The following is a 19,360-nucleotide window of genomic DNA, read 5'->3' on the forward strand; positions in this document are numbered from 1 at the left end:
ACTTCAGTGTTCCTAATGAACTATCGACTAAGACGCGGGAAACTGCCACCGGAGCGGGGCGGCAAGAATCTGAACAGCCATGTGAGGCAACATGTTCGACTCAAGCCCGTCACGCACAGGAAATGCTTGGCGCATATGGGGGCGTACTTAAGGCTGCACGAAGGCCTTGATGGCGCGGCGCTCGTCCATAGCTCGGTATGCCTCCGCGAACTCATCCAGCGGCAGGTACAGATCGAAGACCTTGCCGGGGTTGATGCGTCCGTCGAGGACCAGGTCGATCAATCGCGGCAGGAAGTGCCGGACGGGGGCGGGGCCGCCGCGCAATCCGACGATGGCGCCGAAGAGTTGCCCTCCGGTGATGTTGACATCGTGAGGGACGCCGACGAACCTACGAAAGCGGCGCGACGGACAGAACGGATCGCCTGGTGCATTGACTGTGCGGTGCCCACACATTCCAAGACGGCGTCTGCACCGATCCCGTCGGTCATGTCCTTGATGACGCCACACCCTCGCCGCCGCGCTCGGCGACAATGTCGGTCGCGCACACGCACGTCGCGGCGGTGCGGATGAGCGCGTCGGTGGGTCGACGATGCGCGGTTCCGGCTCGTGCTCTGCGCGCACGTCGCCCGCGCCGTATATGACAGCTCGTCGCATAAATCCTCTCCTTTGCTTCCGGCAGACTCCTACCCACGTCTCGCCGGCCTGACCTGCCGTGGCCCGTACGGCATCCGCGCGTCCGCGAACGCTTAGTTGGTTTAAGCACGGGGCGAATCGGTTTAATCCACCGTAATGAGCGACTCATCTTTGCCGGTCGAGCTTCGTGAGCGTGATCCGGAGTTCATCCGCGCGGTCCTTCCTACGCTGTGGTTGGCCTCGACGGTGTGGTTTCGCGCCGAGGTGAACGGTTTCGAGAACGTCCCGGACGAGCCGGTGTTGTTCGTCGGGAACCACAGCGGGGGCGGTGCCACGCCGGACACCTTCGTTTTACTTCTCGCCTACAACACCTTCTTCACCGTGGAAGGGCGTCCGCTGTACGCACTGGCGCATGACACCATCACGGCCGCGCCGGTGCTCGGCGGGCTCACCCGCAAGCTCGGCGTCGTTCCCGCCGACAACGGGTTTGCGGAGAAGATCTTCGACAGCGGCGGCTCAGCGCTGGTGTACCCAGGCGGGGATGTCGAGGCGCTGCGGCCGTGGCGGGACCGGCACAAGATCGTCTTCTCAGGTCGCAAGGGTTTTCTGCGCTTGGCTCACCGTTGCAACGTCAAGATCGTTCCGGTGGTCGCGACCGGCGGTCACGACACCCTGATCGTGCTCAACGACGGCCGGCGCACGGCAAAGATGCTGCGGTTGGACAAGTTCCTCCGGGTGAAGAGCTTGCCGATGACACTGAGCGTCCCGTGGGGTTTGCTGCCGGTCCCGTTACCGCACTTGCCCCTACCGGCGAAGATCCGCATGGAGGTGCTCGAACCGATCGACCTGCGGGAGCGTTTCGGCGCCCAGCCGGACTGGGACGACGCGTTCGCCTACGTCACCAGCGTCATGCAGGTCGGACTGTCGAACCTGGCCAGCCAAACCGTCCTCCCGTTGGTCCGGTGAGATGACGCAGACAGTTACCGTCTCCCGCGTCATCCGCTGCCCGGTCGACGAAGCGAGCGGCTTCGTCACCGATCCGCACAAGTTGATTCCCGAAGTGTCAGCGTTCAGCCGGTGCAAATTCGTCGAGTCGTGCGACGACGGTGAGCTATGGGATGTGTTCCTCAACAGCGGCACCATCTATCTCGGTGGCCGCGTGCTCGTTTCACCGCCCGGTGACGGGCGCATGACGTGGCGGTCGGTCCGGGGGACACGGCATTCGTTCGAAGCTCGGGTCGAGCCGCATCGTCGGGGTAGCCGGTTGACCCTGACCCTGCAATATCGACTCACCGGATATGTGATCGCCCGGATCAGTGAGCTGATCGGCCGCGGTCTGGCTACTCGCAACCTCGAAGCCGCTGCAGAAGAGATCCGGCACCACCTCGAGTTCGAAAGCGATCGATCGAACCGCCGGTGACCGAAGTCACATCGGTGTTTGAGGCGTCGGCTGTGTGGAATCACTTGGCCTGACACCGAACGAGGTCATGGCTCATGCCACGAGGAGAGTTTCGATGAGTGAACAAGACAAAGCCGGCGAGGCCCGCAAGGGTCTGATCGATTCGGTCAAGGGCAAGGCGAAAGAGGTTGTCGGTGCCGTGACCGGCAACGATTCGCTGACTAAAGAGGGTCAGCTGGAGCAGTCGCAAGCCGAAGAACGCCGGGAGGCCAACCGCATCGACGCCATCGCGGAGGCGGAGGCGGATCAAGCTCGCGCCAACGAGGCCGAGGCCAAGGTGAAGGGTGCCCAGCAGCGCTTGGCGGCCAACGCCCAAGCCACGGCGGCTGAGGATTCGATCGAGGCCCAGGAGGCCGCGCAGAAGCAGGCGGCCGACCAGGCTGCTCAGCAGCGAGCCGCCACCGAGCGGACCCAAGCAGAGCTCGAAGCCCAACGCGAGATGCAAGAGGCGCGAGCCGAGGAGCGCGAGGAACTTCGCGAAGCGACCGAAGACGTGGTCGACGCCGCCGCAGAACACCAGAGTTCGGTGCAGGCGGCTTCCAACGAGCAGTTGGAAGCCGAACGCCTGCGGCGGGAGGCCCAGGACATAAGCAAGCAATCGGACCTGCCCTGAGGGCACGGCTAGACACAGGAGCAGCTGATGAAAATATCTGGCGTCACACAACAAGTTCTGCGCTTCCAATACCAGCTCGCCCGTTTGCCGTTGCAGGTGATCGAGGACCGGGTCTTCGCCCGAGTTCGCTCCGAAGCGCCGGCGCGATTGTTCTTCGAGCGTTCGCTGGGCATGCTCGACACGACCATCGGGGGAGTGCTGGGCGACCAGAAGCTGGCCGAGCGGGGCGCTGCGCTGCTTGAGCGCACCGATGCGCTGAGCCGCGCGGCTGAGCTCGACGCGAAGGCTCAGACGCGTAAGCAGCAGGCCGACACCAAGCTCAAGAGCGTGCGCGACGAAGCGATCCAGGATCAGCAGCAGGCGCGCGCAGCCACCGAGCAAGAGATCAAAGAAGCGCGCAACGCCGCCGAAGAACGTAAGCGTGAAGCGGCTCAGTCCGCGCAAAAGCAGAGCGCGTCGGCCAAGCAGCGCGCGGATGAGGTGGCTGCCAAGCGCAAAGAGGCGGCCGAGTCGGCCCGCGAGCAGACCGAGGCGCGCACCAAGGCCGTCGAGAACGCCGCCGCGAAGGCCGCCGACTCTAAGCTCGACGATGCCCGCGAGATGCGCAGTGAGGCTGCCGGCAAGCGGGCTGAGGCGAATCAGGTCGAGGACCTGGCCGACGCCGAGAAGGAGAAGCGGCAGGAAGAGCGCGCCAGCGACAAGTCGTAGGCGCGCTTAGGCGCCGCGGCTCACCGCCACTTGATGCCGCACCCGATCGACGGCCGCTGGTTCGTGTCGACCGGCTGTCCCGCGAGCACCGCGTCGACGGCCGCGCGCACGTCAGCGGCCGTCACCGGTCGGTCGTTACCCGGCCGGGAGTCGTCGAGCTGTCCGCGATAGACCAGTCGACGCTGCCCGTCGAAGACGAAGGTGTCGGGCGTGCAGGCCGCGGAGTAGGCGCGCGCCACGTCCTGGGTCTCGTCGTAGAGGTACGGGAACGTCCACGCATGCCGGCGAGCCTCGGCAATCATCTGGTCCGGCCCGTCTTGGGGATAGGTCACCACGTCGTTGCTGGAAATCCCGACCATCGCCACGCCCCGCTCGGCCAAGTCCCGGCCCAGATCGGCCAGTCCGGCGGCGACGTGCTTGACGTATGGGCAGTGGTTACAGATGAACGTCACCACCAGGGCGGGACCGGCGAGATCGTCGAGACCGACCGTGCGGCCGGTGGCCGGCTCAGGCAGTGCGAACGACGGCGCGGGGGTACCCAGGGCGAGCATGCTGGACTCGACGGCCATGCCCGCCAGGGTATCCGTCGCCGCTTCTCAGAGTCCGGGCAAGCAGTTGATGAACGGAATGCACGGCGGTGACGGCGGGTACGGCGGCGGGAAGCCCTCGATGATCCGCGAGTCGGTCGGGGGACTGTCCTTGTCGAAATACCAAGGGTGACAGACGCTTCTGTCCCAATCCGGCATGTGCCGCATCTCCGGTGAACCGGGACACCACTGGTAGGTGCAGCTGTTCGTCGGGCTCGGACCCGAGGTGGGGTCCTGGCACACCATTGGGGAGGGGTCGGCATGCGCGGTAGCAGTGGCCAGACCCGCACCGGCCAAGCCCAGACCGCCCGCAACGACGGCGGTCGTTGCCCACTTCGTGATTGGCCGTCTCGCCAAGTCCATGGATGTCCTTTCTTCGGGCGCTACCTCACATAGCGTCGCTGCAGAAAGGACATCAGCGCGGACTGGCTACCGATCCCAAGTGGCCTGGGCGTTAAGCGCCCGACGGCGGCGCGGTCGGGACCTGGTTGAGTCGTTGCGCCGCGAAGCTGGCGGCCTGGGCGGTCATTCCCGACTGGATGTAGGAGACGTGGGCCATGATGTTGCCGCCTCCGGTGCAGATCGGGTCCTCTGGGGCGCACAGGCTGATGAGCTTGGAGCTGTATGCCGGATTGATGGTCGGCAGCGGCTGGCCGCCGTATAAGGCGCTGGAGAAGCCGCTGGACGGCTCGCCGAACAGCGCCACGGCGGCGACGCGGTCGACCGTTTGAGGCGGCACGGCCGAGGTGGCCAGGTCGATCACCGTCGCGCCTTGGGAGTATCCGCCCAGCACGATCTTGGTGTTGGGGCAGCTGGCGACGACATCTTGAATGTGCGCGCTGGCGTCATCGGCACCCGCCGACGAGCTGCCGTGGTAGTCGTCGCTGGCCGGATAGTTGACCGCGTAGGCGTTGACCGACCGGCCACGCGCCTGCGAGGTGAGGGAGTCGACAAACGACTCGCCGACGTCGCCGAGCCCGGGCGCCTGGTGGGTGCCGCGGGCGAACACCACCGCGATGTCCGAACACGGGTCAGCGGCGGCGGCAGGACCGCCCAGTGGCGAGGTCAGCAACGCCCCCGCCGTCACTACCGAGGCACCAACAATGCGAGTGAGGCTGCGTGCAGTCATGCCCAAATGCTGACATACCGCTGGGAGGCGCGCCGGGGGCGGCTGCCTCCGTCACACTATGGGGCCTTATTTCGTCTCCCTGGCGATGACGGAATAGCCACTGGAAGGGGCGGCATGATGAATCGCTTGAGTGCGGTGGGACGGGTGTATCTCGTCACGGTGACGGCGTTGGCTGGATTGACCATGTGCGGTATCGGGCTGTGGTGTCTGGTCGATCCGTCGTCGTTCGCGCGAGTCGTCGCGTTCCACCAGCACCTGCACTTCTTGCATGATCTCGGCGCGTTTCAGCTCGGCCTAGGGGTCACGTTGCTGCTGGCGTTGTTGTGGGCGGACGCTCTGGCCACCGCGCTGGCCGGATTTCTGGTGGCGAACACGGTGCACACCGTCAACCACTTCGTGGACTTGCACGAAGGTGGCTCGATCGGCCAGGCGTGGTCGTTGGGTGCGCTGTCGCTCGCGGTGGCGGTGGCGTTGCTGGTGCGGCTGCGTCAGCTCCGCTCGCTCGGCGGGCCCAGCGCCTCGGGGTTGGCGACGCGAACGGGCGTTCCGTCCAGCCATGCCACGACGGCTTCGACGGTGTCGGAGTAGAAGGCGCTGAGGGTTTCTCGGGTGACATAACCCAAGTGCGGGGCAAGCGTCACGTTGGGCAGCGTCCGCAACGGGTGATCGCTGGGCAGCGGCTCGATGTCGAAGACGTCGAGGCCAGCGCCGGCGATACGGCGGTTGCTGAGCGCGGCGATCAGGGCGGGCTCGTCGATGATCGGGCCGCGGGAGGTGTTGATCAGGTAAGCGTGCGGCTTCATCAATGCCAGTTCTCGTTCGGTGACCAGGCCACGGGTGCGTTCGGAGAGCACGACATGAATGGAGACGACGTCGGCTTCTTCGAACAGCGCGGCTTTCTCGACGCGGCGCACGCCGACGTCGGCCGCGGCCTCTTCGGTCAGGTTCTGGCTCCACGCGATGACCTTCATCCCGAACACGTGGGCGTATTCAGCCATGCGTTTGCCAATGCGGCCCAGGCCGAGCAGCCCGAGCGTCCTGCCGGACAGCGTCATGCCTGTGGTGGTCTGCCAGCCGCCGTCACGCATGCGTCGATGTTCCTCGGCGAGGTTGCGCACCGTGGCGATCAACAATCCCCAGGTGAACTCGGGGGTGGCGTCGCTGACTGTGCGAAAGCGCGGATTGGCGAAATTGGAGTGGGCGACGACGACGCCGCAGTCGCTGGCCGCCGCCATGTCGAGGTTGGGCAGGCTTCTCCCGACGATGGTGATCAGCTTGAGGTTGGGCAGCCGCTCGAGCAGCGTCCGGGGGAGCGCCATGCGTTCGCGCATGGTGCAGACCACGTCAAAGGGCCGCAGCACTTCGGCGGCCTCGTCTTCGGATAGGTGCCGGTCGAATACCTCGAGGTGCGCACGCGACTGCACGGGCGACCAGTCGGCGACCTCAAGCGCCACACCGGCGTAATCGTCGAGTATCGCCACGCGAGGCATACGGTCTCCCGGTGCCTGGTGCTAGCCCTCTGAGTGTGGGGTGGGGCTTTGCGTCGACTCCCACTTCGAGGCGAGCGACCGCTTGACCGTGCTGCCGGCTTCCAGTTCGAGCTGGAAGGTCTCGCCGTTGTCGTCTTGGAACGTGATTACGAAGTGGCCATTGCTGGCGTCTTTGAACACCACCTTGTAGGGCTGTTCACCCGTGCCGCGGTCGACGGCGATGATGTCGCCGGGGGCGACGTCGTCGATTCGATCGTTACCGGAGACTTCAGACATATGCTCGACGGTAATCGATCCGGCCCTGACGCCTGGCGGCCCGTCGGGTTACCAATGCGTGAAAACGGCTTTGATCCGTGTCGGACGCCGATACGCTGCTTGCTGACATCCATCGGTAACTGAGGGGGCGGCGGCGTGTCACTAGTGCTGGTAGATCCCGGGTGGCTGACCTCGGCAGCAGCCGACTTGGAGACGCTTGGCTCCACACTCACTTCGGCCAACGCGGCCGCTGCCGCACCGACCACCTCGCTGGCAGCCGCGGCTGCGGATGAGGTCTCGACCGCGATCGCGACGCTGTTCGGTGGCTTCGGCCAGGAGTATCAGGCGCTGAGTTCTCAACTGAGCGCGTTCCACCAGCAATTCGTGCAGAGCTTGAGTGCGGGTGCAGCCTCCTATCTGGGTGCCGAGGCGGCCAACGCGTCGCCACTGCAGGTGATCGAACAGAACGTCTTGGGTGTGATCAACGCGCCCACCCAGCTGTTCCTGGGGCGTCCGCTGATCGGTGACGGAGCGGCGGGAACGGTGGCGAATCCCAATGGCGGGGCCGGCGGGCTGCTGATCGGCAATGGCGGGAACGGTTACTCGCCGACGAGCGGCAATGTCGGCGGTGGTGCCGGCGGGGCGGCGGGGTTCTTCGGCAATGGCGGTGTAGGTGGGAACGGCTCTGGGACCGGCGCCGGCGGCCCGGGTGGGTCCGCCGGATGGCTCTACGGCTGGGGCGGCCCGGGCGGAACCGGCGGCGCCGGTGGAGGAGCCGGTGGCGCCGGTGGCGCTGCTACCGGCCTGATCGGCTGGGGTGGTAACGGCGGAGCTGGCGGTACCGGTAACGGCGCCCTTGGCCGTGGTTACGGCGGCCCGGGTGGTGCGGGAGGTCTGCTCTTCGGCAGCGCCGGCCACAGCGGCTTGGGCTGGGACGGCCGAACTGTCTCCATGGGCGTCAACGCCGGCACCGAACCGTACGTGAACATCTCCGTCAACGGCGGACCGAACCTGCCCATCCTGGTCGATACCGGTTCCGAAGGTCTGGTCGTCACGCCCAATGCCATCGGCGGCCTACCGGGCCTGCTCAAGTTGGGACTGCCCATCTCTTTCGGGATGAGCGGCTACAGCGGCGGACTGACCTATCTTTTCGCGACCTACAACGCGCCGGTCGACTTCGGCAACGGCATCGTGACTGCGCCGACCCCAGTCAACGTCGTCTTGTTTGCCTTCCCGCAGACGCTGGAGGGATTCTTCGCACCGGCCGGGGTGACGGGCGTCCTGGGGCTGGGCCCGAATGCGGTGGGCCCGGGCCCGAGCAGCCCGGTCGTCGGCTTGGGCGGAGATCTCAACCAGGGTGTGCTCATCAATCAGCCGCAAGGCCAGTTGCAGTTCGGCCCGCAGACGCTGCCGAGTACTAGCCACTCGACTATCGGGGCGCCGATTTCACCGGTGCAAGTGAGCATCAACGGCGGCCCCATGCTGCCGACGACTGCGATCCTGGACTCGGGTGGCGTTACGGGCACTTTGCCGGCATCCCTGCTGCCAGCAGGGGGTCTGCCGCCCAACGCCACCATCTCGGTCTACAACATGAACAACGACCTGCTGTATACGTATGAGACCAACTCAAGCACCGGCTATACGCCGGTGATCACCACGGGCAACACGATGAACAGCGGCAATTTCCCCTTCGCCTACCAGCCGGTGTTCATCGACTACAGCCCCGGCGGAACCGGAACCACCGTCTTCTACGACCCGCACTACCCGTAACGGGTGTTAATCCCACAATCTTGGGCATCCCCGCCCTGGCCGCGTAGCTGATTCCCACGGATAAGCCTCCCGGCGTCTTGTCGCGTGCATGGGGAGGGTCCTGGGATGAGTTTCTTGATGCTGCCGCCGGAAATTAACTCGGCGCTGATGTTCTCCGGAGCGGGGGCGGCGCCCATGCTGGCCGCTGCCGCGTCGTGGAATGGCCTGGCGGCTGAACTCAGTTCCTCAGCGGAGTCCTTCTCCTCGGTGGTCTCCGGGCTGGCCGGGCAAGCATGGCAGGGCAGTGCCTCGACGGCCATGGCCGCCACGGCCGCTCGGTACGCCGGCTTTCTCAATGCCGCTGCCGCCCAAGCCGAATCGGCCGCGCAGACAGCCAACGCGATGGTCAACGCGTTCGAGGCCGCGCAGGCCGCCACCGTGCGTCCTCTCGTGGTAGCGGCCAACCGCAATAACCTCGTCAGCTTGGTCGTCACCAATCTCTTCGGACAGAACGCGCCCGCGATCGCGGCCATGGAATCCGTCTATGAAGAAATGTGGGCCCGAGACGTCAGCGCCATGGTGGGCTACCACGGTGGCGCCTCGGCCGCGGCGGCCCAACTCACGTCGTGGCAGAGCGCGTTGCAGAGTCTGCCCGCCCAGTTGTCGCCCGCGAACCTGCTCAACGTCGTCAACGCACCCGCTCAAGCGGCGCTGGGCCGCCCGTTCATCGGCAACGGCGCCAACGGAACGGCGGCCAATCCGACCGGCGGTGCCGGCGGGTTGCTGATCGGCAACGGCGGCAACGGCTTCTCGAACCCGTCCGGCAGCGGCGGCGCCGGCGGTGCGGCCGGCCTGTTCGGCAACGGCGGCAACGGGGGCAGCGGCGGGGCGACCGGAATCGGCGGCGCCGGCGGAACCGGCGGATTCTTCTTCGGCAGCGGCGGCATGGGTGGTGACGGCGGGGCCGGTGGCGCCGGCGGCAACGCCGGGCTTTTCGGCTTCGGCGGGGCCGGCGGCGCGGCCACCGGGCTAGGGCAACCCGGCGGTACCGGCGGCAACGGCGGGGCCATCGCCGGCAACGGCGGCAGCGGCGGCTTCAGCCAATCCGGCAATGGCGGCGCCGGGGGTAGCGGTGGCGCCATCGCAGGCAGCGGCGGCGACGGCGGCTCCAGCGTGTCGGGCAACGGCGGCGACGGTGGCCAAGCGGCGGTCATGTTCGGCAACGGCGGCAACGGCGGCAGCTCTGTGTTCGGCGGCGACGGCGGCGACGGGGGAGCGGGTGCGTCCCTTGCCGGCAGCGGCGGCAACGGTGGCAACGGCGGCCGGGCAGTGCTGGCCAACCATGCCGGCGACGGCGGAAACGGCGGTGACGCAGGCGATTTCGGCAGCGGTGGCGCCGGAGGTGCGGGCGGAAACGACCTCACCGGCGGCCCCAACGGCGCGACCGGCGGAAACGGCGGCAACGGGGGAGCCTCGGTCATCGGGAACGCCGGGCCGGGCGGCAGCGGCGGCAACGCCGTAGCCGCGGCCGGCACCGCGAACGGCGGTAACGGCGGCAACGGAGGCAACTCCGCCGGTTCGGGCACCGGCGGCTTCGGCGGCCGGGGTGGTGACGCGACATCCGGAGCCGGCAATGCCAACGGCGGCCAGGGCGGTGATGGCGGCACCGGCGGGTTGACCGGCAATGGCGGCGTGGGCGGTAACGGGGGAGATGCCGACGCCGCAGCAGGCACCGCCCGCGGCGGCAACGGCGGCAACGGCAACACTGGCGGCCTGGTCGCGCCCGGCGGCAACGGCGGGAACGGAGGCAACGGCTTCGGCGGTGTGGCCGGGTTCGGCGGCAACGGCGGCAACGGCGGCAATGGCTTCGGCGATGCCGATGGCGTCGGCGGATTCGGCGGTTTCGGCAGCACCAGCAACGGCAGTCGCGGCTTGCCGGGGTGATCCTCAGCGGGTCGTTCGGATGCGGATGGGCCCTCGCCACGTCGCGTCGGGATCCACCACGGCGCCGCGCTGCGTAATCTCTACCGCCCCGGACCTGGCGAGTTCACGAGCGATCTCGCGCGCCTCGTCCATCAGGGCGCGCCAGTCCTCGCCGCCGACGGCCCGGGCCGCATCGGAGGGACAGGTGCTGCTGTCGGGGCCTCGGTGCCGAGCCAACGCCAGGATCGCCGAGCGCAGGCGAGGCCCGACCGGCCCGTCGTTCAACGCAGCTTCGGCGTCACCGGCGCCCCGGCCACCGTCGTCGCGGATGCGGCGCAATTCAGCGCGCATGGACTATCCAATCGGCCAGCGCGTTGCCTACCGCTCCAGCTCCCATCGCGTTGGGGTGCAGCGGCGCCGCGCTGTGTGTGACAACGAATCCTTCGAAGTACCTGTCCTCCGGAGCGGCGCACATATCGTGCCCGAGCGACACCGGCCGCGTGTCGAAGAATTCGATGTTCTTCTTGGCCGCCAGCGCCCGCTGCTGATCGTTCAACTCGCCGACCTTGGCTTGAAAGTAGTCGGCGTCGTTGGGGTTGATCGGCTGCTCGCCGAAGCATCCGCCGGGCCGGATGTAGGTTCCGTAGCCGACCAACACGATGCGCGCGTGCGGCGCTTTGGCCCGCACCGCGTCGACCATGGCGTCCCACACCGACACCTGCTTGCGGATGGCCGCGCTGAACCGGTCCGTCCCGTCGGCGGCCAGATCGGCGAAACAGGGCGGCTCGGACAGTGACGCCCTGCGGCACTTCGAGGCGCTGCTGGCCAGCCCGACGTCGTTGCCGCCGATCGTGATGGTCACCAATTCCGTGTCGGCAGTCAGCGCATCGATCTGCGGGGGAACGGTTCCGCCGCGTGTCTGCTGGCCCCGGTCGATGATGTCGGCGGTGGTGGCTCCGCTACAGCTGACGTCGGTGAAGCCGGTCGCGGTCAGGCGCCGCGCCAGAACTGACGGGTAGTCGTTGGTCGACTTCAAGCACCACGGCGGATCGGCCAACTCCGGCACCAGCGGCGCCGCGGCGGCCGAGTCGCCCAGCGCCACATACCTCACGGCCTTGGCGGGCTCGAAACCAGCCGGCGCGGGCGTTGCACATACGGCGGCCGCCGCGACGACCAGGGCGACCACGCCGCCGCCGCCCCCGCGCGCCCAGCGGTCAATCACTCACAACTCCCGAAGTCAGACCGGAACAGCAGCCAACGCCCAGCCGTTGAAACCATACGATGACATCAACGCTAGAGAACGACGCTGTTCCGCGCCGCAAGCCCGTCGACCTCGCCGACCGGCTCCTCGACATCAAACGCATCTACCACGAACCTGACATCGAGCAGTTTCCCCGTGCCCGTCAGGTTCTCGACCGCTTCCCCGACGCCGAGCGCATCCAGGTGCTTTCCCACCAAGCCATACCCGGTCTGTACGGCAACGAAGGCAATGTCGAGGATTGGGTCCGCATCAAGCAGGAAGTGCTCGTCCTAGGCGAGAAGAAGAGCTTGTCGGCCCGCCGCAACGAGCGGTCCAGTGACTGGATCGCGCCCTCGACCGCTAACGGATGCGCAATGGCGTGCTCCTATTGCTACGTTCCGCGCCGCAAGGGCTACGCCAACCCGATCACCGTGTTCACCAACATCGAGAAGATCACCGCGTACCTCGAGCGGCACGCCGCCCGACAAGGCGTCAAGCCCGAGCCCAACCAATGTGATCCGGTGGACTGGGTATATGACCTCGGCGAGAACAGCGACTGTTCGGTCGACGCCCTGGTGTCGGACAACGTTCGCGATCTCGTCGAACTTTTCAGGCGTATTCCCAACGCCAAAGCCAGTTTTGCCACCAAGTTCGTCAACCGCGACCTGCTGGACTACGACCCACGGGGAGGCACCCGGGTCCGGTTCAGCCTCATGCCCAAGGACACCTCCCGGCTGGTCGACATCCGGACCTCGAAGATCGTCGACCGAATCGCTGCGCTTGACGATTTCGTCGAGGCCGGCTTCGAAGTGCACCTGAACTTCAGTCCGGTCATCGTGTATGAGGGCTGGCTGGACGACTGGGCCGAGTTGCTCGACCAAATCGCCGACGGCACCAACGAACGCACCAAGCAGCAGCTTGCCGCCGAAATCATCTTCTTGACCCACAACGAGGGCCTGCACGACGTCAACCTCGGCTGGCATCCCAAGGGCGAGGAGCTGCTCTGGCGACCCGACTTGCAGCAGCTCAAGCGCAGCCAGAGCGGTCAGTGGAATGTGCGCTACAAGAGCCCGTGGAAGGGCCGTTGGGTGCAGGAGCTGACCGACCTGATCGCGATCAAGTTGCCGACCTGCCGGATCCGGTACGCGTTCTGATCGACGGCGCTATTCGCGCTGGCCTCGGGTGCGGCGAAGCCACCGACCGTGCCGGATGTCGCGTTGTTCGGCAGCCTCGGTCTTCTTGACGACGCGGGTGTCCTTGGGCGGTAGCTGCAGCTCCCGTTCGGCGACAATGCCGGCCTGCAGCTGACGACCCCGTTCCAGTTCGGCGTCGAGTTCGGCGCCGAACAGCAGGGCAAGGTTGGAGATCCACAGCCACAGTAAGAACACGATGACGCCGCCCAGCGCGCCGTAGGTCTTGTTGTAGCTGCTGAAATTGCCGACGTAGAAGCCGAATCCGACCGAGGCGACCGCCCACACCAGGATCGCGACGGCCGAGCCGATGCTCAGCCAGCGGAACTTCGGTTGCCGCACGTTGGGCGTCGCGTAGTAGAGGATGGCGACTGCCAGGGTGACGCAGACCAGGATCACCGGCCACTTGACGATGGCCCAGGCGGTCTGAGCGGCCTCTCCCAAGCCGACCGCGTTGCCGACGGCGTCGGTGACCGGCCCGCTGATCACCAGCATCAAACCCACCGCGGCCGCCAGCACCAGCCCGGCCAGGGTGAGCACCAGTTGTAACGGCCGCAGCTTCCACACCGGCCGGCCCTCGGCGATCTCGTAGATGCGGTTCATCGCCCGCCCGAACGCGCCGACGTAACCCGACGCCGACCACAACGCGGCGGTCCCGCTGACCACCAGCGCCACACCCGCCGACGGGTTGGCCACCACCTGTTCGATCGGTTGACGCAGCATGTCGACCGCGGACGCCGGCACCAGCCCGGCCGCTACGTCGAGCAGAGCCTTGGTGGTCCGCTGCCCCTGCCCGACCACTCCGAGCAGCGAAACCATCACGAGCAGCGCCGGAAATAGGGAGAGCACCGCGTAGTAGGTCAGCGCCGCGGCAAGGTCGGTGCATTGGTCGTCGACGAACTCACGGCCGGTCTTGCGTAGCACGAAGAGCCAGGACGCCCTGGTCAGATCGTGCGGCGAGTCAGGCTTGCTCGGGTCGTCGGGATCGGGCGCCCGTTCCCGGTCCTCGGTGAGGTGGTCGTCGGTCTCAGCTTCGGCCATACTCATCGATTCCCACCGACGGGCCAATCCATTCAGTGCGCGAGCAGACGCTGCTTCTGCTCGGTGAACTCCTCGTCGGTGAGGATGCCGGCATCGCGCAGTGACGCAAGCTCGCGGAGCTCCGCGGCGATGCTGGTGATCGGCCCACCGACCGGCGGGCTCGGCGGCGGTTCCGGCGAGTCGGGCTGCGCCCCGTCCGCCGGCTTGCGGGTCACCGCGCCGACACGTTCGCCGATCCGCTCCCGACGACCCCCGCCGCCGCCTCCGCCGGTGCCGGCCGCCGCGCGCCCGGCCAAGCCCGCCAGCGCCATCTGGCTGAACAGACTCCCGGCGCCGGCGGTAGACGCTTCTGCCGCGGCCGCAGCCGTGGTCGCGGGCAAAGCGGTCGCCAGCAGACGCATCTCGGGGGCGGCTGCGGCCCATCCCGGCGGCACCGACAACGCCCCGACGGTAGAGGCCTCACCCAGTCCGGCCGCAGTCGTCGAGCCAACATTGGTGATCACTGGGAAAGAAGTCGGCGGTACCGGCGCGTTGCCGGGCCACGTCTCTATTCCAGCCCAACCGCTGACGATGTCGTCGGTGTGCAGACCGACGAAGTAACCGTTGATGTCGTAGGGCAGAGCCGCGCCGGCCAGAATGCCGTCAAGGGTCAGCCCCGCGGTACCGATCTCCGGGTCCAGGAAGATGCCACTGAGGTCACCCAGCAAGTCGAGCGTGTCCAGCAGCGACAATGGTTCAGCGGCGGCCGCGCCCGGGGACGCAAGGCCGGTCAAGGCATTAGGGACCGCCGAGAACGCCTGAGCGGCGTTGGACACGGCGCTCTGGGCACTACCCGCCGTGGTGCTGGCGGCTTGGGACACCGCTGCGGCTTGGGCCACCGGGGCAGCGGCGTCGGTGGTCGACGACGGGGGAGTGAACGGAGTCAGGGCCGTCGCCGACGCGGATGCCGCGGCATAACTGAGCATCGCGCCGGCATCCTGGGCCCACATCTCGGCGTACTGCATTTCGGTGGCCGCGATGGCCGGGAGATTCTGGCCGAAGAAGTTGGTCGCCACCAAAGCCATCAACAACGCGCGGTTGGCCGCAACCACCGGCGGCGGCACGGTCGCCGCGAACGCGGTGTCGTACGCGGCGGCGGCGGCCGTCGCCTGAGTGGCGGTCTGCTCGGCCTGCGTCGCGCTCAACCGCATCCACCCGACGTAGGGAGCGGTCGCCGCGGCCATCTGCGCGGCCGACGGACCCAGCCACGGCCCGGCCGTCAGAGCGGAGATCGCCGACTCGTAGAGGCTAGCCGCGGTCTGCAGTTCGGCAGCCACCGTTTCCCAGGCCGCCGCCGCGGCGAGCAGCGGCCCCGATCCGGGGCCGGTATAGATCCGGACAGAGTTGACCTCCGGCGGGAGCGCAGTGAAATCCATGGTTCCTCCGATCGGTCAGCCAAGTTGCCCAGACGGCTGCGGCGTCATCACCGCGTTCTGTTGCTGTGTGCAGTTGTTGCCTTGGTCATCATCTTCATATCCGTTTCCTGCATATTCCAAATACGTTCACGCGCAAAATCCTCGGCGTTTACTGAACCGCTTGGCCCGCGTGAGATCTGTCACAGCCGGCGGACGCCTATCCTGGCCAAAGTGGTCGAACCGTCCGTCGAAACGTCGCGGGCTGCCTTGCGCAAGCAGCTGGACGGGCTGACCATCCGCGACGCTGCGCGCTTCGGCTGGCGCTTGCAGCACCTGCGCGGCGCGCGCCCGGAGAAGCTGCAGCAGCTCAGCGAGCAGATCACCAAGGCACAGCAACTCGTCGCCAGTCGGCAAGCCGCGGTTCCGGCGATCACCTACCCAGACCTGCCCGTCAGCGAGCGGCGCCAGGAGATCGCCGAGGCGCTGCGCGCACATCAGGTGGTGGTTGTCGCCGGCGAGACAGGGTCGGGCAAAACCACTCAATTGCCCAAGATCTGCCTCGACATCGGCCGCGGAATCCGCGGCACCATCGGGCATACCCAGCCGCGGCGCCTGGCCGCTCGCACGGTCGCGCAGCGCATCGCCGACGAGCTGGGCAGCCCACTGGGTGACGCGGTGGGCTACACCGTCCGATTCACCGATCAGGTCAGCGACCGCACCTTGATCAAGCTCATGACCGACGGCATCCTGCTCGCCGAGATCCAGCGCGACCGGCGCCTGTTGCGTTACGACACCCTGATCCTCGACGAGGCCCACGAGCGCAGCCTCAACATCGATTTCCTGCTGGGCTACCTACGGGAGCTGCTGCCGCGCCGCCCGGACCTTAAGGTCATCGTCACCTCGGCAACCATCGAGCCGCAACGATTCTCCGCCCACTTCGGCGGTGCGCCCATCGTCGAGGTGTCGGGTCGCACCTACCCGGTCGAAATCCGGTATCGGCCGCTGGAAGTGCCCGTTTCAGCCCATGCCGACGAAGATCCCGACGACCCCGACCACGAGATCGTCCGTACCGAAACCCGGGACGAGATCGAAGCGATCGTCGACGCGATCCACGAACTGGAGGCAGAGCCGCCCGGTGACGTGCTGGTGTTCCTGTCCGGCGAACGCGAGATCCGCGATACCGCCGAAGCTCTCACGGGTCTGCGGCACACCGAAGTGCTGCCGTTATACGCCCGGCTGCCGACCGCAGACCAGCAGAAGGTCTTCGCACCACACACCGGGCGGCGCGTCGTGCTGGCCACCAATGTCGCCGAAACCTCACTGACCGTCCCCGGAATCCGTTACGTCGTCGATCCGGGCAATGCCCGCATCTCCCGCTACAGCCGCCGGCTCAAGGTCCAGCGCTTGCCCATCGAGCCGATCTCCCAGGCGTCCGCCGCCCAGCGCGCGGGCCGCTCGGGGCGAGTCGCGCCCGGAGTGTGCATCCGGCTGTACTCGGAGCAGGACTTCGCGGCCCGCCCGCGTTACACCGACCCGGAGATCCTGCGAACCAACCTCGCCGCGGTGATCCTGCAGATGGCCGCCTTGCAGCTCGGTGAGGTGGAGAACTTTCCCTTCCTCGACCCGCCGGATCGCCGCAGTGTCCGCGACGGGGTGCAACTGCTGCAGGAACTGGGCGCCTTCGATCAGCACGGCGCCATCACCGACCTCGGCCGTCGCCTGGCACGGTTGCCGGTGGATCCGAGGCTGGGCCGGATGATCCTGCAGTCCGACGTCGAGGGATGTGTACGCGAGGTGCTGGTGCTGGCCGCGGCCCTGACCATCCCCGACCCGCGCGAGCGCCCGGCCGACCGCGAAGAGGCCGCTCGCGCCCAGCACGCCCGGTTCGCCGACGACAGCTCGGACTTCCTGTCCTACCTCAACCTGTGGCGCTACTTGGGTGAGCAACGACGAACCCTGTCGCGCAGCGCTTTTCGACGAATGTGCCGCAACGAATTTCTGCACTTCCTCCGTATCCGGGAGTGGCAGGACCTGGTCGGCCAGCTGCGCAGCATCGCGCGGGACCTAGGCATCGAAGAGTCCGACCAGCCGGCCGAACCAGGACAGGTGCACGCGGCGCTGCTGGCGGGTCTGTTGCCACACGTGGGGATGCGCCGCGAAGACGCGCGGGAGTACCTCGGCGCGCGCAACTCGCGGTTCGTTCTCGCACCCGGCTCGGTGCTGACCAAGCGGCCGCCCCGCTGGGTGGTGGTGGCCGAGCTGGTTGAGACCAGCCGCCTGTACGGGCGGACCGCCGCACGAATCCAGCCAGAAATCGTCGAACGCGTCGCGGGCGAGCTGGTGCAGCGCACGTACAGTGAGCCGCACTGGGACGCCCAGCGCGGCGAGGTATTGGCGTACGAGCGGGTGACCCTGTACGGCCTGCCACTGGTCGCACGCCGTCGCGTCGGTTATGGCCGGATCGAGCCGGCGTTAGCGCGTGAGTTGTTCATTCGGCATGCGTTGGTCGAAGGCGATTGGCAGACCCGCCATCACTTCTTTCGCGACAACGCGCGGCTGCGGGCGGAGCTCGAGGAACTCGAGGAGCGGGCCCGCCGTCGCGACTTGCTGGTCGGTGACGACGAGGTCTACGCGCTCTACGACGCCCGCATACCTGCCGAAGTGGTTTCCGCGCGCCACTTCGACGCCTGGTGGAAAAAGCAGCGGCACCGCACCCCGGACTTGTTGACCTTCACCCGCGACGACCTGCTGCGCGCCCGGGCAGGCTCCGACGGCGTCGGAACCGACAGACCCGACACCTGGCAAGCCGGCGACGTAGAGCTGCCGCTGACATACCGGTTCGAGCCCGGCGCCGCCGACGACGGCGTCACGGTGCATGTGCCGATCGACGTGCTGGCACGTCTGGGCCGCGACGAGTTCGCCTGGCAGGTGCCCGCGCTACGGGAAGAATTAGTCACCGCGCTGATTCGGTCATTGCCAAAAGAGTTGCGGCGCAACTTCGTCCCCGCACCTGACACCGCTCGCGCGGTGCTCACCGGGATCGATCCGAGCAAGGAGCCGCTGCTGGCGGGGATGCAGCGCGAGTTACGCAGGCGCACAGGGGTTTTGGTGCCCATCGACGCGTTCGACCTGGAGAAGCTGCCGCCACATCTGCGGGTGAGTTTCGTAGTCGAGTCGCCGGATGGCGGCGAGGTCGCGCGCGGCAAGGACCTCACTTCGCTGCAGCAGCGACTGGCGCAACCGGCTCGCCAGGCCGTCGCTCAAACCGTCGCCGCAGAACTGGAACGCACCCAACTGCGCGGCTGGCCCGACGACCTCGACCAGCTGCCGCAAGTCGTAGAGCGCCGGGTCGACGGGCGCCTGGTGCGGGGATTTCCCGCCTTCCTCGACGCGGGCGGCGTCGTCGCACTACGGGTCTTCGCCACACCGGCGGAGCAGAAAGATGCGACGGGCCCAGGGCTGCGTCGATTGGTGCGCCTGAGCGTGTCCTCACCGATCAAAGCGATTGAGCGGCAACTCGATCCACGCACTCGTCTCACTTTGGGCACCAACCCCGACGGCTCCCTTTCAGCGTTGATCGAGGACTGCGCCGATGCCGCGACGGATCTGCTGATGCCCGGCCCGGTGTGGACGCGCGAGGAGTTCCATGCCGTCTGCCACCGGGTCGGGCAAGACCTGGTCGCCACGACGCTCGACGTGGTGTCACGCGTACAAACGGTGTTGTCCGCAGCCCACGATGTGCACCTCGCCATGCCTGCGCACCCGCCGCCCGCGCAAGCCGACGCCGTCGCCGACATCCGCGCACAACTCGACGCGCTGTTGCCAGCCGGGTTCGTCACCGCCGCCGGCCGCGGGCGTCTGGCCGACCTGGCTCGATACCTGACTGCCATCCGTCGGCGTCTGGACCGGCTTCCGTTCGCGCCCGAGGCCGACCGCGAGCGAATGCAGC

At 67.4% G+C, this 19,360-nt stretch carries 18 protein-coding genes and 1 pseudogene; 9 read left to right on the forward strand and 10 right to left on the reverse strand.

Annotated features, from left to right (window positions below; translation table 11 throughout):
• Nucleotides 1-147: 147 nt before the first annotated feature.
• Nucleotides 148-541 (reverse strand): annotated as a pseudogene (locus A9W95_RS12535) (zinc-binding dehydrogenase); the annotation flags it as partial.
• Between the two features lie 248 nt (nucleotides 542-789).
• On the opposite strand from A9W95_RS12535, the gene A9W95_RS12540 reads away from it, so the two are divergent.
• The 4 genes from A9W95_RS12540 (at nucleotide 790) to A9W95_RS12555 (ending at nucleotide 3,413) form a co-directional block, all read left to right on the forward strand.
• Nucleotides 790-1,599 carry a lysophospholipid acyltransferase family protein gene (locus tag A9W95_RS12540; protein ID WP_067412802.1) on the forward strand — a complete coding sequence of 270 codons (810 nt, stop codon included), beginning with the start codon at nucleotides 790-792 and terminating at the stop codon, nucleotides 1,597-1,599.
• A 1-nt stretch (nucleotide 1,600) separates the two neighbouring features.
• The gene (locus A9W95_RS12545) at nucleotides 1,601-2,053 is read left to right on the forward strand and encodes an SRPBCC family protein (protein WP_067412805.1); all 453 of its coding nucleotides are present in this window, start codon (nucleotides 1,601-1,603) and stop codon (nucleotides 2,051-2,053) included.
• A gap of 94 nt (nucleotides 2,054-2,147) precedes the next feature.
• Nucleotides 2,148-2,705, forward strand: coding sequence for a CsbD family protein (locus A9W95_RS12550; RefSeq protein ID WP_067412808.1), 558 nt, complete (start codon nucleotides 2,148-2,150; stop codon nucleotides 2,703-2,705).
• Nucleotides 2,706-2,732: 27 nt separating this feature from the next.
• Nucleotides 2,733-3,413 carry an IF2 family translation initiation factor gene (locus tag A9W95_RS12555; RefSeq protein ID WP_067412810.1) on the forward strand — a complete coding sequence of 227 codons (681 nt, stop codon included), beginning with the start codon at nucleotides 2,733-2,735 and terminating at the stop codon, nucleotides 3,411-3,413.
• Between the two features lie 20 nt (nucleotides 3,414-3,433).
• Here the strand turns inward: A9W95_RS12555 and A9W95_RS12560 are convergent, their stop codons facing one another.
• The 3 genes from A9W95_RS12560 to A9W95_RS12565 form a co-directional block, all read right to left on the reverse strand.
• On the reverse strand, nucleotides 3,434-3,982 hold the full coding sequence (locus A9W95_RS12560; RefSeq protein WP_067412813.1) for a thioredoxin family protein: 549 nt from the start codon (nucleotides 3,980-3,982) through the stop codon (nucleotides 3,434-3,436).
• A gap of 27 nt (nucleotides 3,983-4,009) precedes the next feature.
• The gene (locus A9W95_RS26885; RefSeq protein ID WP_156746172.1) at nucleotides 4,010-4,363 is read right to left on the reverse strand and encodes a hypothetical protein; all 354 of its coding nucleotides are present in this window, start codon (nucleotides 4,361-4,363) and stop codon (nucleotides 4,010-4,012) included.
• Nucleotides 4,364-4,454: 91 nt separating this feature from the next.
• Nucleotides 4,455-5,129 (reverse strand): cutinase family protein, encoded by a 675-nt coding sequence (locus A9W95_RS12565; protein ID WP_067412815.1) that lies wholly within the window; start codon nucleotides 5,127-5,129, stop codon nucleotides 4,455-4,457.
• Nucleotides 5,130-5,246: 117 nt separating this feature from the next.
• Here A9W95_RS12565 and A9W95_RS12570 point away from each other — a divergent pair, with 117 nt between their 5' ends.
• Nucleotides 5,247-5,717, forward strand: a complete 471-nt coding sequence (locus A9W95_RS12570; RefSeq protein ID WP_216638164.1) for a hypothetical protein — start codon at nucleotides 5,247-5,249, stop codon at nucleotides 5,715-5,717.
• Here A9W95_RS12570 and A9W95_RS12575 read toward each other — a convergent pair.
• A complete protein-coding gene (locus tag A9W95_RS12575; protein WP_067412818.1) occupies nucleotides 5,618-6,619 on the reverse strand; it encodes a D-2-hydroxyacid dehydrogenase family protein in 1,002 nt (333 codons plus the stop codon). The two genes, A9W95_RS12570 and A9W95_RS12575, sit on opposite strands and share 100 nt — an antisense overlap.
• Nucleotides 6,620-6,640: 21 nt before the next feature.
• Nucleotides 6,641-6,895 (reverse strand): hypothetical protein, encoded by a 255-nt coding sequence (locus A9W95_RS12580; RefSeq protein ID WP_067412821.1) that lies wholly within the window; start codon nucleotides 6,893-6,895, stop codon nucleotides 6,641-6,643.
• Nucleotides 6,896-7,030: 135 nt separating this feature from the next.
• Here A9W95_RS12580 and A9W95_RS12585 point away from each other — a divergent pair, with 135 nt between their 5' ends.
• Both A9W95_RS12585 and A9W95_RS12590 read left to right on the forward strand, forming a co-directional pair.
• A complete protein-coding gene (locus A9W95_RS12585; protein WP_067412824.1) occupies nucleotides 7,031-8,644 on the forward strand; it encodes a PecA family PE domain-processing aspartic protease in 1,614 nt (537 codons plus the stop codon).
• Between the two features lie 105 nt (nucleotides 8,645-8,749).
• On the forward strand, nucleotides 8,750-10,567 hold the full coding sequence (locus tag A9W95_RS12590) for a PPE family protein (protein ID WP_156746173.1): 1,818 nt from the start codon (nucleotides 8,750-8,752) through the stop codon (nucleotides 10,565-10,567).
• Nucleotides 10,568-10,570: 3 nt separating this feature from the next.
• Here the strand turns inward: A9W95_RS12590 and A9W95_RS12595 are convergent, their stop codons facing one another.
• Both A9W95_RS12595 and A9W95_RS12600 read right to left on the reverse strand, forming a co-directional pair.
• Nucleotides 10,571-10,897 (reverse strand): DUF3253 domain-containing protein, encoded by a 327-nt coding sequence (locus A9W95_RS12595; protein ID WP_082983061.1) that lies wholly within the window; start codon nucleotides 10,895-10,897, stop codon nucleotides 10,571-10,573.
• Nucleotides 10,887-11,768, reverse strand: a complete 882-nt coding sequence (locus tag A9W95_RS12600; RefSeq protein WP_082983062.1) for an SGNH/GDSL hydrolase family protein — start codon at nucleotides 11,766-11,768, stop codon at nucleotides 10,887-10,889. The genes A9W95_RS12595 and A9W95_RS12600 overlap by 11 nt, the downstream gene beginning before the upstream one ends.
• 59 nt (nucleotides 11,769-11,827) lie before the next feature.
• Between A9W95_RS12600 and A9W95_RS12605 the strand changes: the two genes are divergently transcribed.
• On the forward strand, nucleotides 11,828-12,940 hold the full coding sequence (locus A9W95_RS12605; RefSeq protein ID WP_067412827.1) for a spore photoproduct lyase family protein: 1,113 nt from the start codon (nucleotides 11,828-11,830) through the stop codon (nucleotides 12,938-12,940).
• A gap of 9 nt (nucleotides 12,941-12,949) precedes the next feature.
• Here A9W95_RS12605 and A9W95_RS12610 read toward each other — a convergent pair whose 3' ends face one another.
• Nucleotides 12,950-14,017, reverse strand: a complete 1,068-nt coding sequence (locus tag A9W95_RS12610; RefSeq protein ID WP_067412829.1) for a YihY/virulence factor BrkB family protein — start codon at nucleotides 14,015-14,017, stop codon at nucleotides 12,950-12,952.
• A 32-nt stretch (nucleotides 14,018-14,049) separates the two neighbouring features.
• Nucleotides 14,050-15,432, reverse strand: coding sequence for a PPE domain-containing protein (locus A9W95_RS12615; protein ID WP_067412832.1), 1,383 nt, complete (start codon nucleotides 15,430-15,432; stop codon nucleotides 14,050-14,052).
• A gap of 201 nt (nucleotides 15,433-15,633) precedes the next feature.
• On the opposite strand from A9W95_RS12615, the gene hrpA reads away from it, so the two are divergent.
• Nucleotides 15,634-19,360 (forward strand): ATP-dependent RNA helicase HrpA (gene hrpA, locus A9W95_RS12620; protein WP_067412848.1); only part of this gene is annotated, 3,727 nt, incomplete at its 3' end.

It is taken from the genome of Mycobacterium sp. 1423905.2 (assembly GCF_001673155.1).
GTDB lineage: Bacteria > Actinomycetota > Actinomycetes > Mycobacteriales > Mycobacteriaceae > Mycobacterium.

Bases quoted from the DNA above. Each gene is read 5' to 3' on its own strand.
- A9W95_RS12540 (WP_067412802.1), top strand. From the start codon at position 790: ATGAGCGACTCATCTTTGCCGGTCGAGCTTCGTGAGCGTGATCCGGAG.
- A9W95_RS12545 (WP_067412805.1), top strand. From the start codon at position 1,601: ATGACGCAGACAGTTACCGTCTCCCGCGTCATCCGCTGCCCGGTCGAC.
- A9W95_RS12550 (WP_067412808.1), top strand. From the start codon at position 2,148: ATGAGTGAACAAGACAAAGCCGGCGAGGCCCGCAAGGGTCTGATCGAT.
- A9W95_RS12555 (WP_067412810.1), top strand. From the start codon at position 2,733: ATGAAAATATCTGGCGTCACACAACAAGTTCTGCGCTTCCAATACCAG.
- A9W95_RS12560 (WP_067412813.1), bottom strand. From the start codon at position 3,982: ATGGCCGTCGAGTCCAGCATGCTCGCCCTGGGTACCCCCGCGCCGTCG.
- A9W95_RS26885 (WP_156746172.1), bottom strand. From the start codon at position 4,363: ATGGACTTGGCGAGACGGCCAATCACGAAGTGGGCAACGACCGCCGTC.
- A9W95_RS12565 (WP_067412815.1), bottom strand. From the start codon at position 5,129: ATGACTGCACGCAGCCTCACTCGCATTGTTGGTGCCTCGGTAGTGACG.
- A9W95_RS12570 (WP_216638164.1), top strand. From the start codon at position 5,247: ATGAATCGCTTGAGTGCGGTGGGACGGGTGTATCTCGTCACGGTGACG.
- A9W95_RS12575 (WP_067412818.1), bottom strand. From the start codon at position 6,619: ATGCCTCGCGTGGCGATACTCGACGATTACGCCGGTGTGGCGCTTGAG.
- A9W95_RS12580 (WP_067412821.1), bottom strand. From the start codon at position 6,895: ATGTCTGAAGTCTCCGGTAACGATCGAATCGACGACGTCGCCCCCGGC.
- A9W95_RS12590 (WP_156746173.1), top strand. From the start codon at position 8,750: ATGAGTTTCTTGATGCTGCCGCCGGAAATTAACTCGGCGCTGATGTTC.
- A9W95_RS12595 (WP_082983061.1), bottom strand. From the start codon at position 10,897: ATGCGCGCTGAATTGCGCCGCATCCGCGACGACGGTGGCCGGGGCGCC.
- A9W95_RS12605 (WP_067412827.1), top strand. From the start codon at position 11,828: ATGACATCAACGCTAGAGAACGACGCTGTTCCGCGCCGCAAGCCCGTC.
- A9W95_RS12610 (WP_067412829.1), bottom strand. From the start codon at position 14,017: ATGGCCGAAGCTGAGACCGACGACCACCTCACCGAGGACCGGGAACGG.
- A9W95_RS12615 (WP_067412832.1), bottom strand. From the start codon at position 15,432: ATGGATTTCACTGCGCTCCCGCCGGAGGTCAACTCTGTCCGGATCTAT.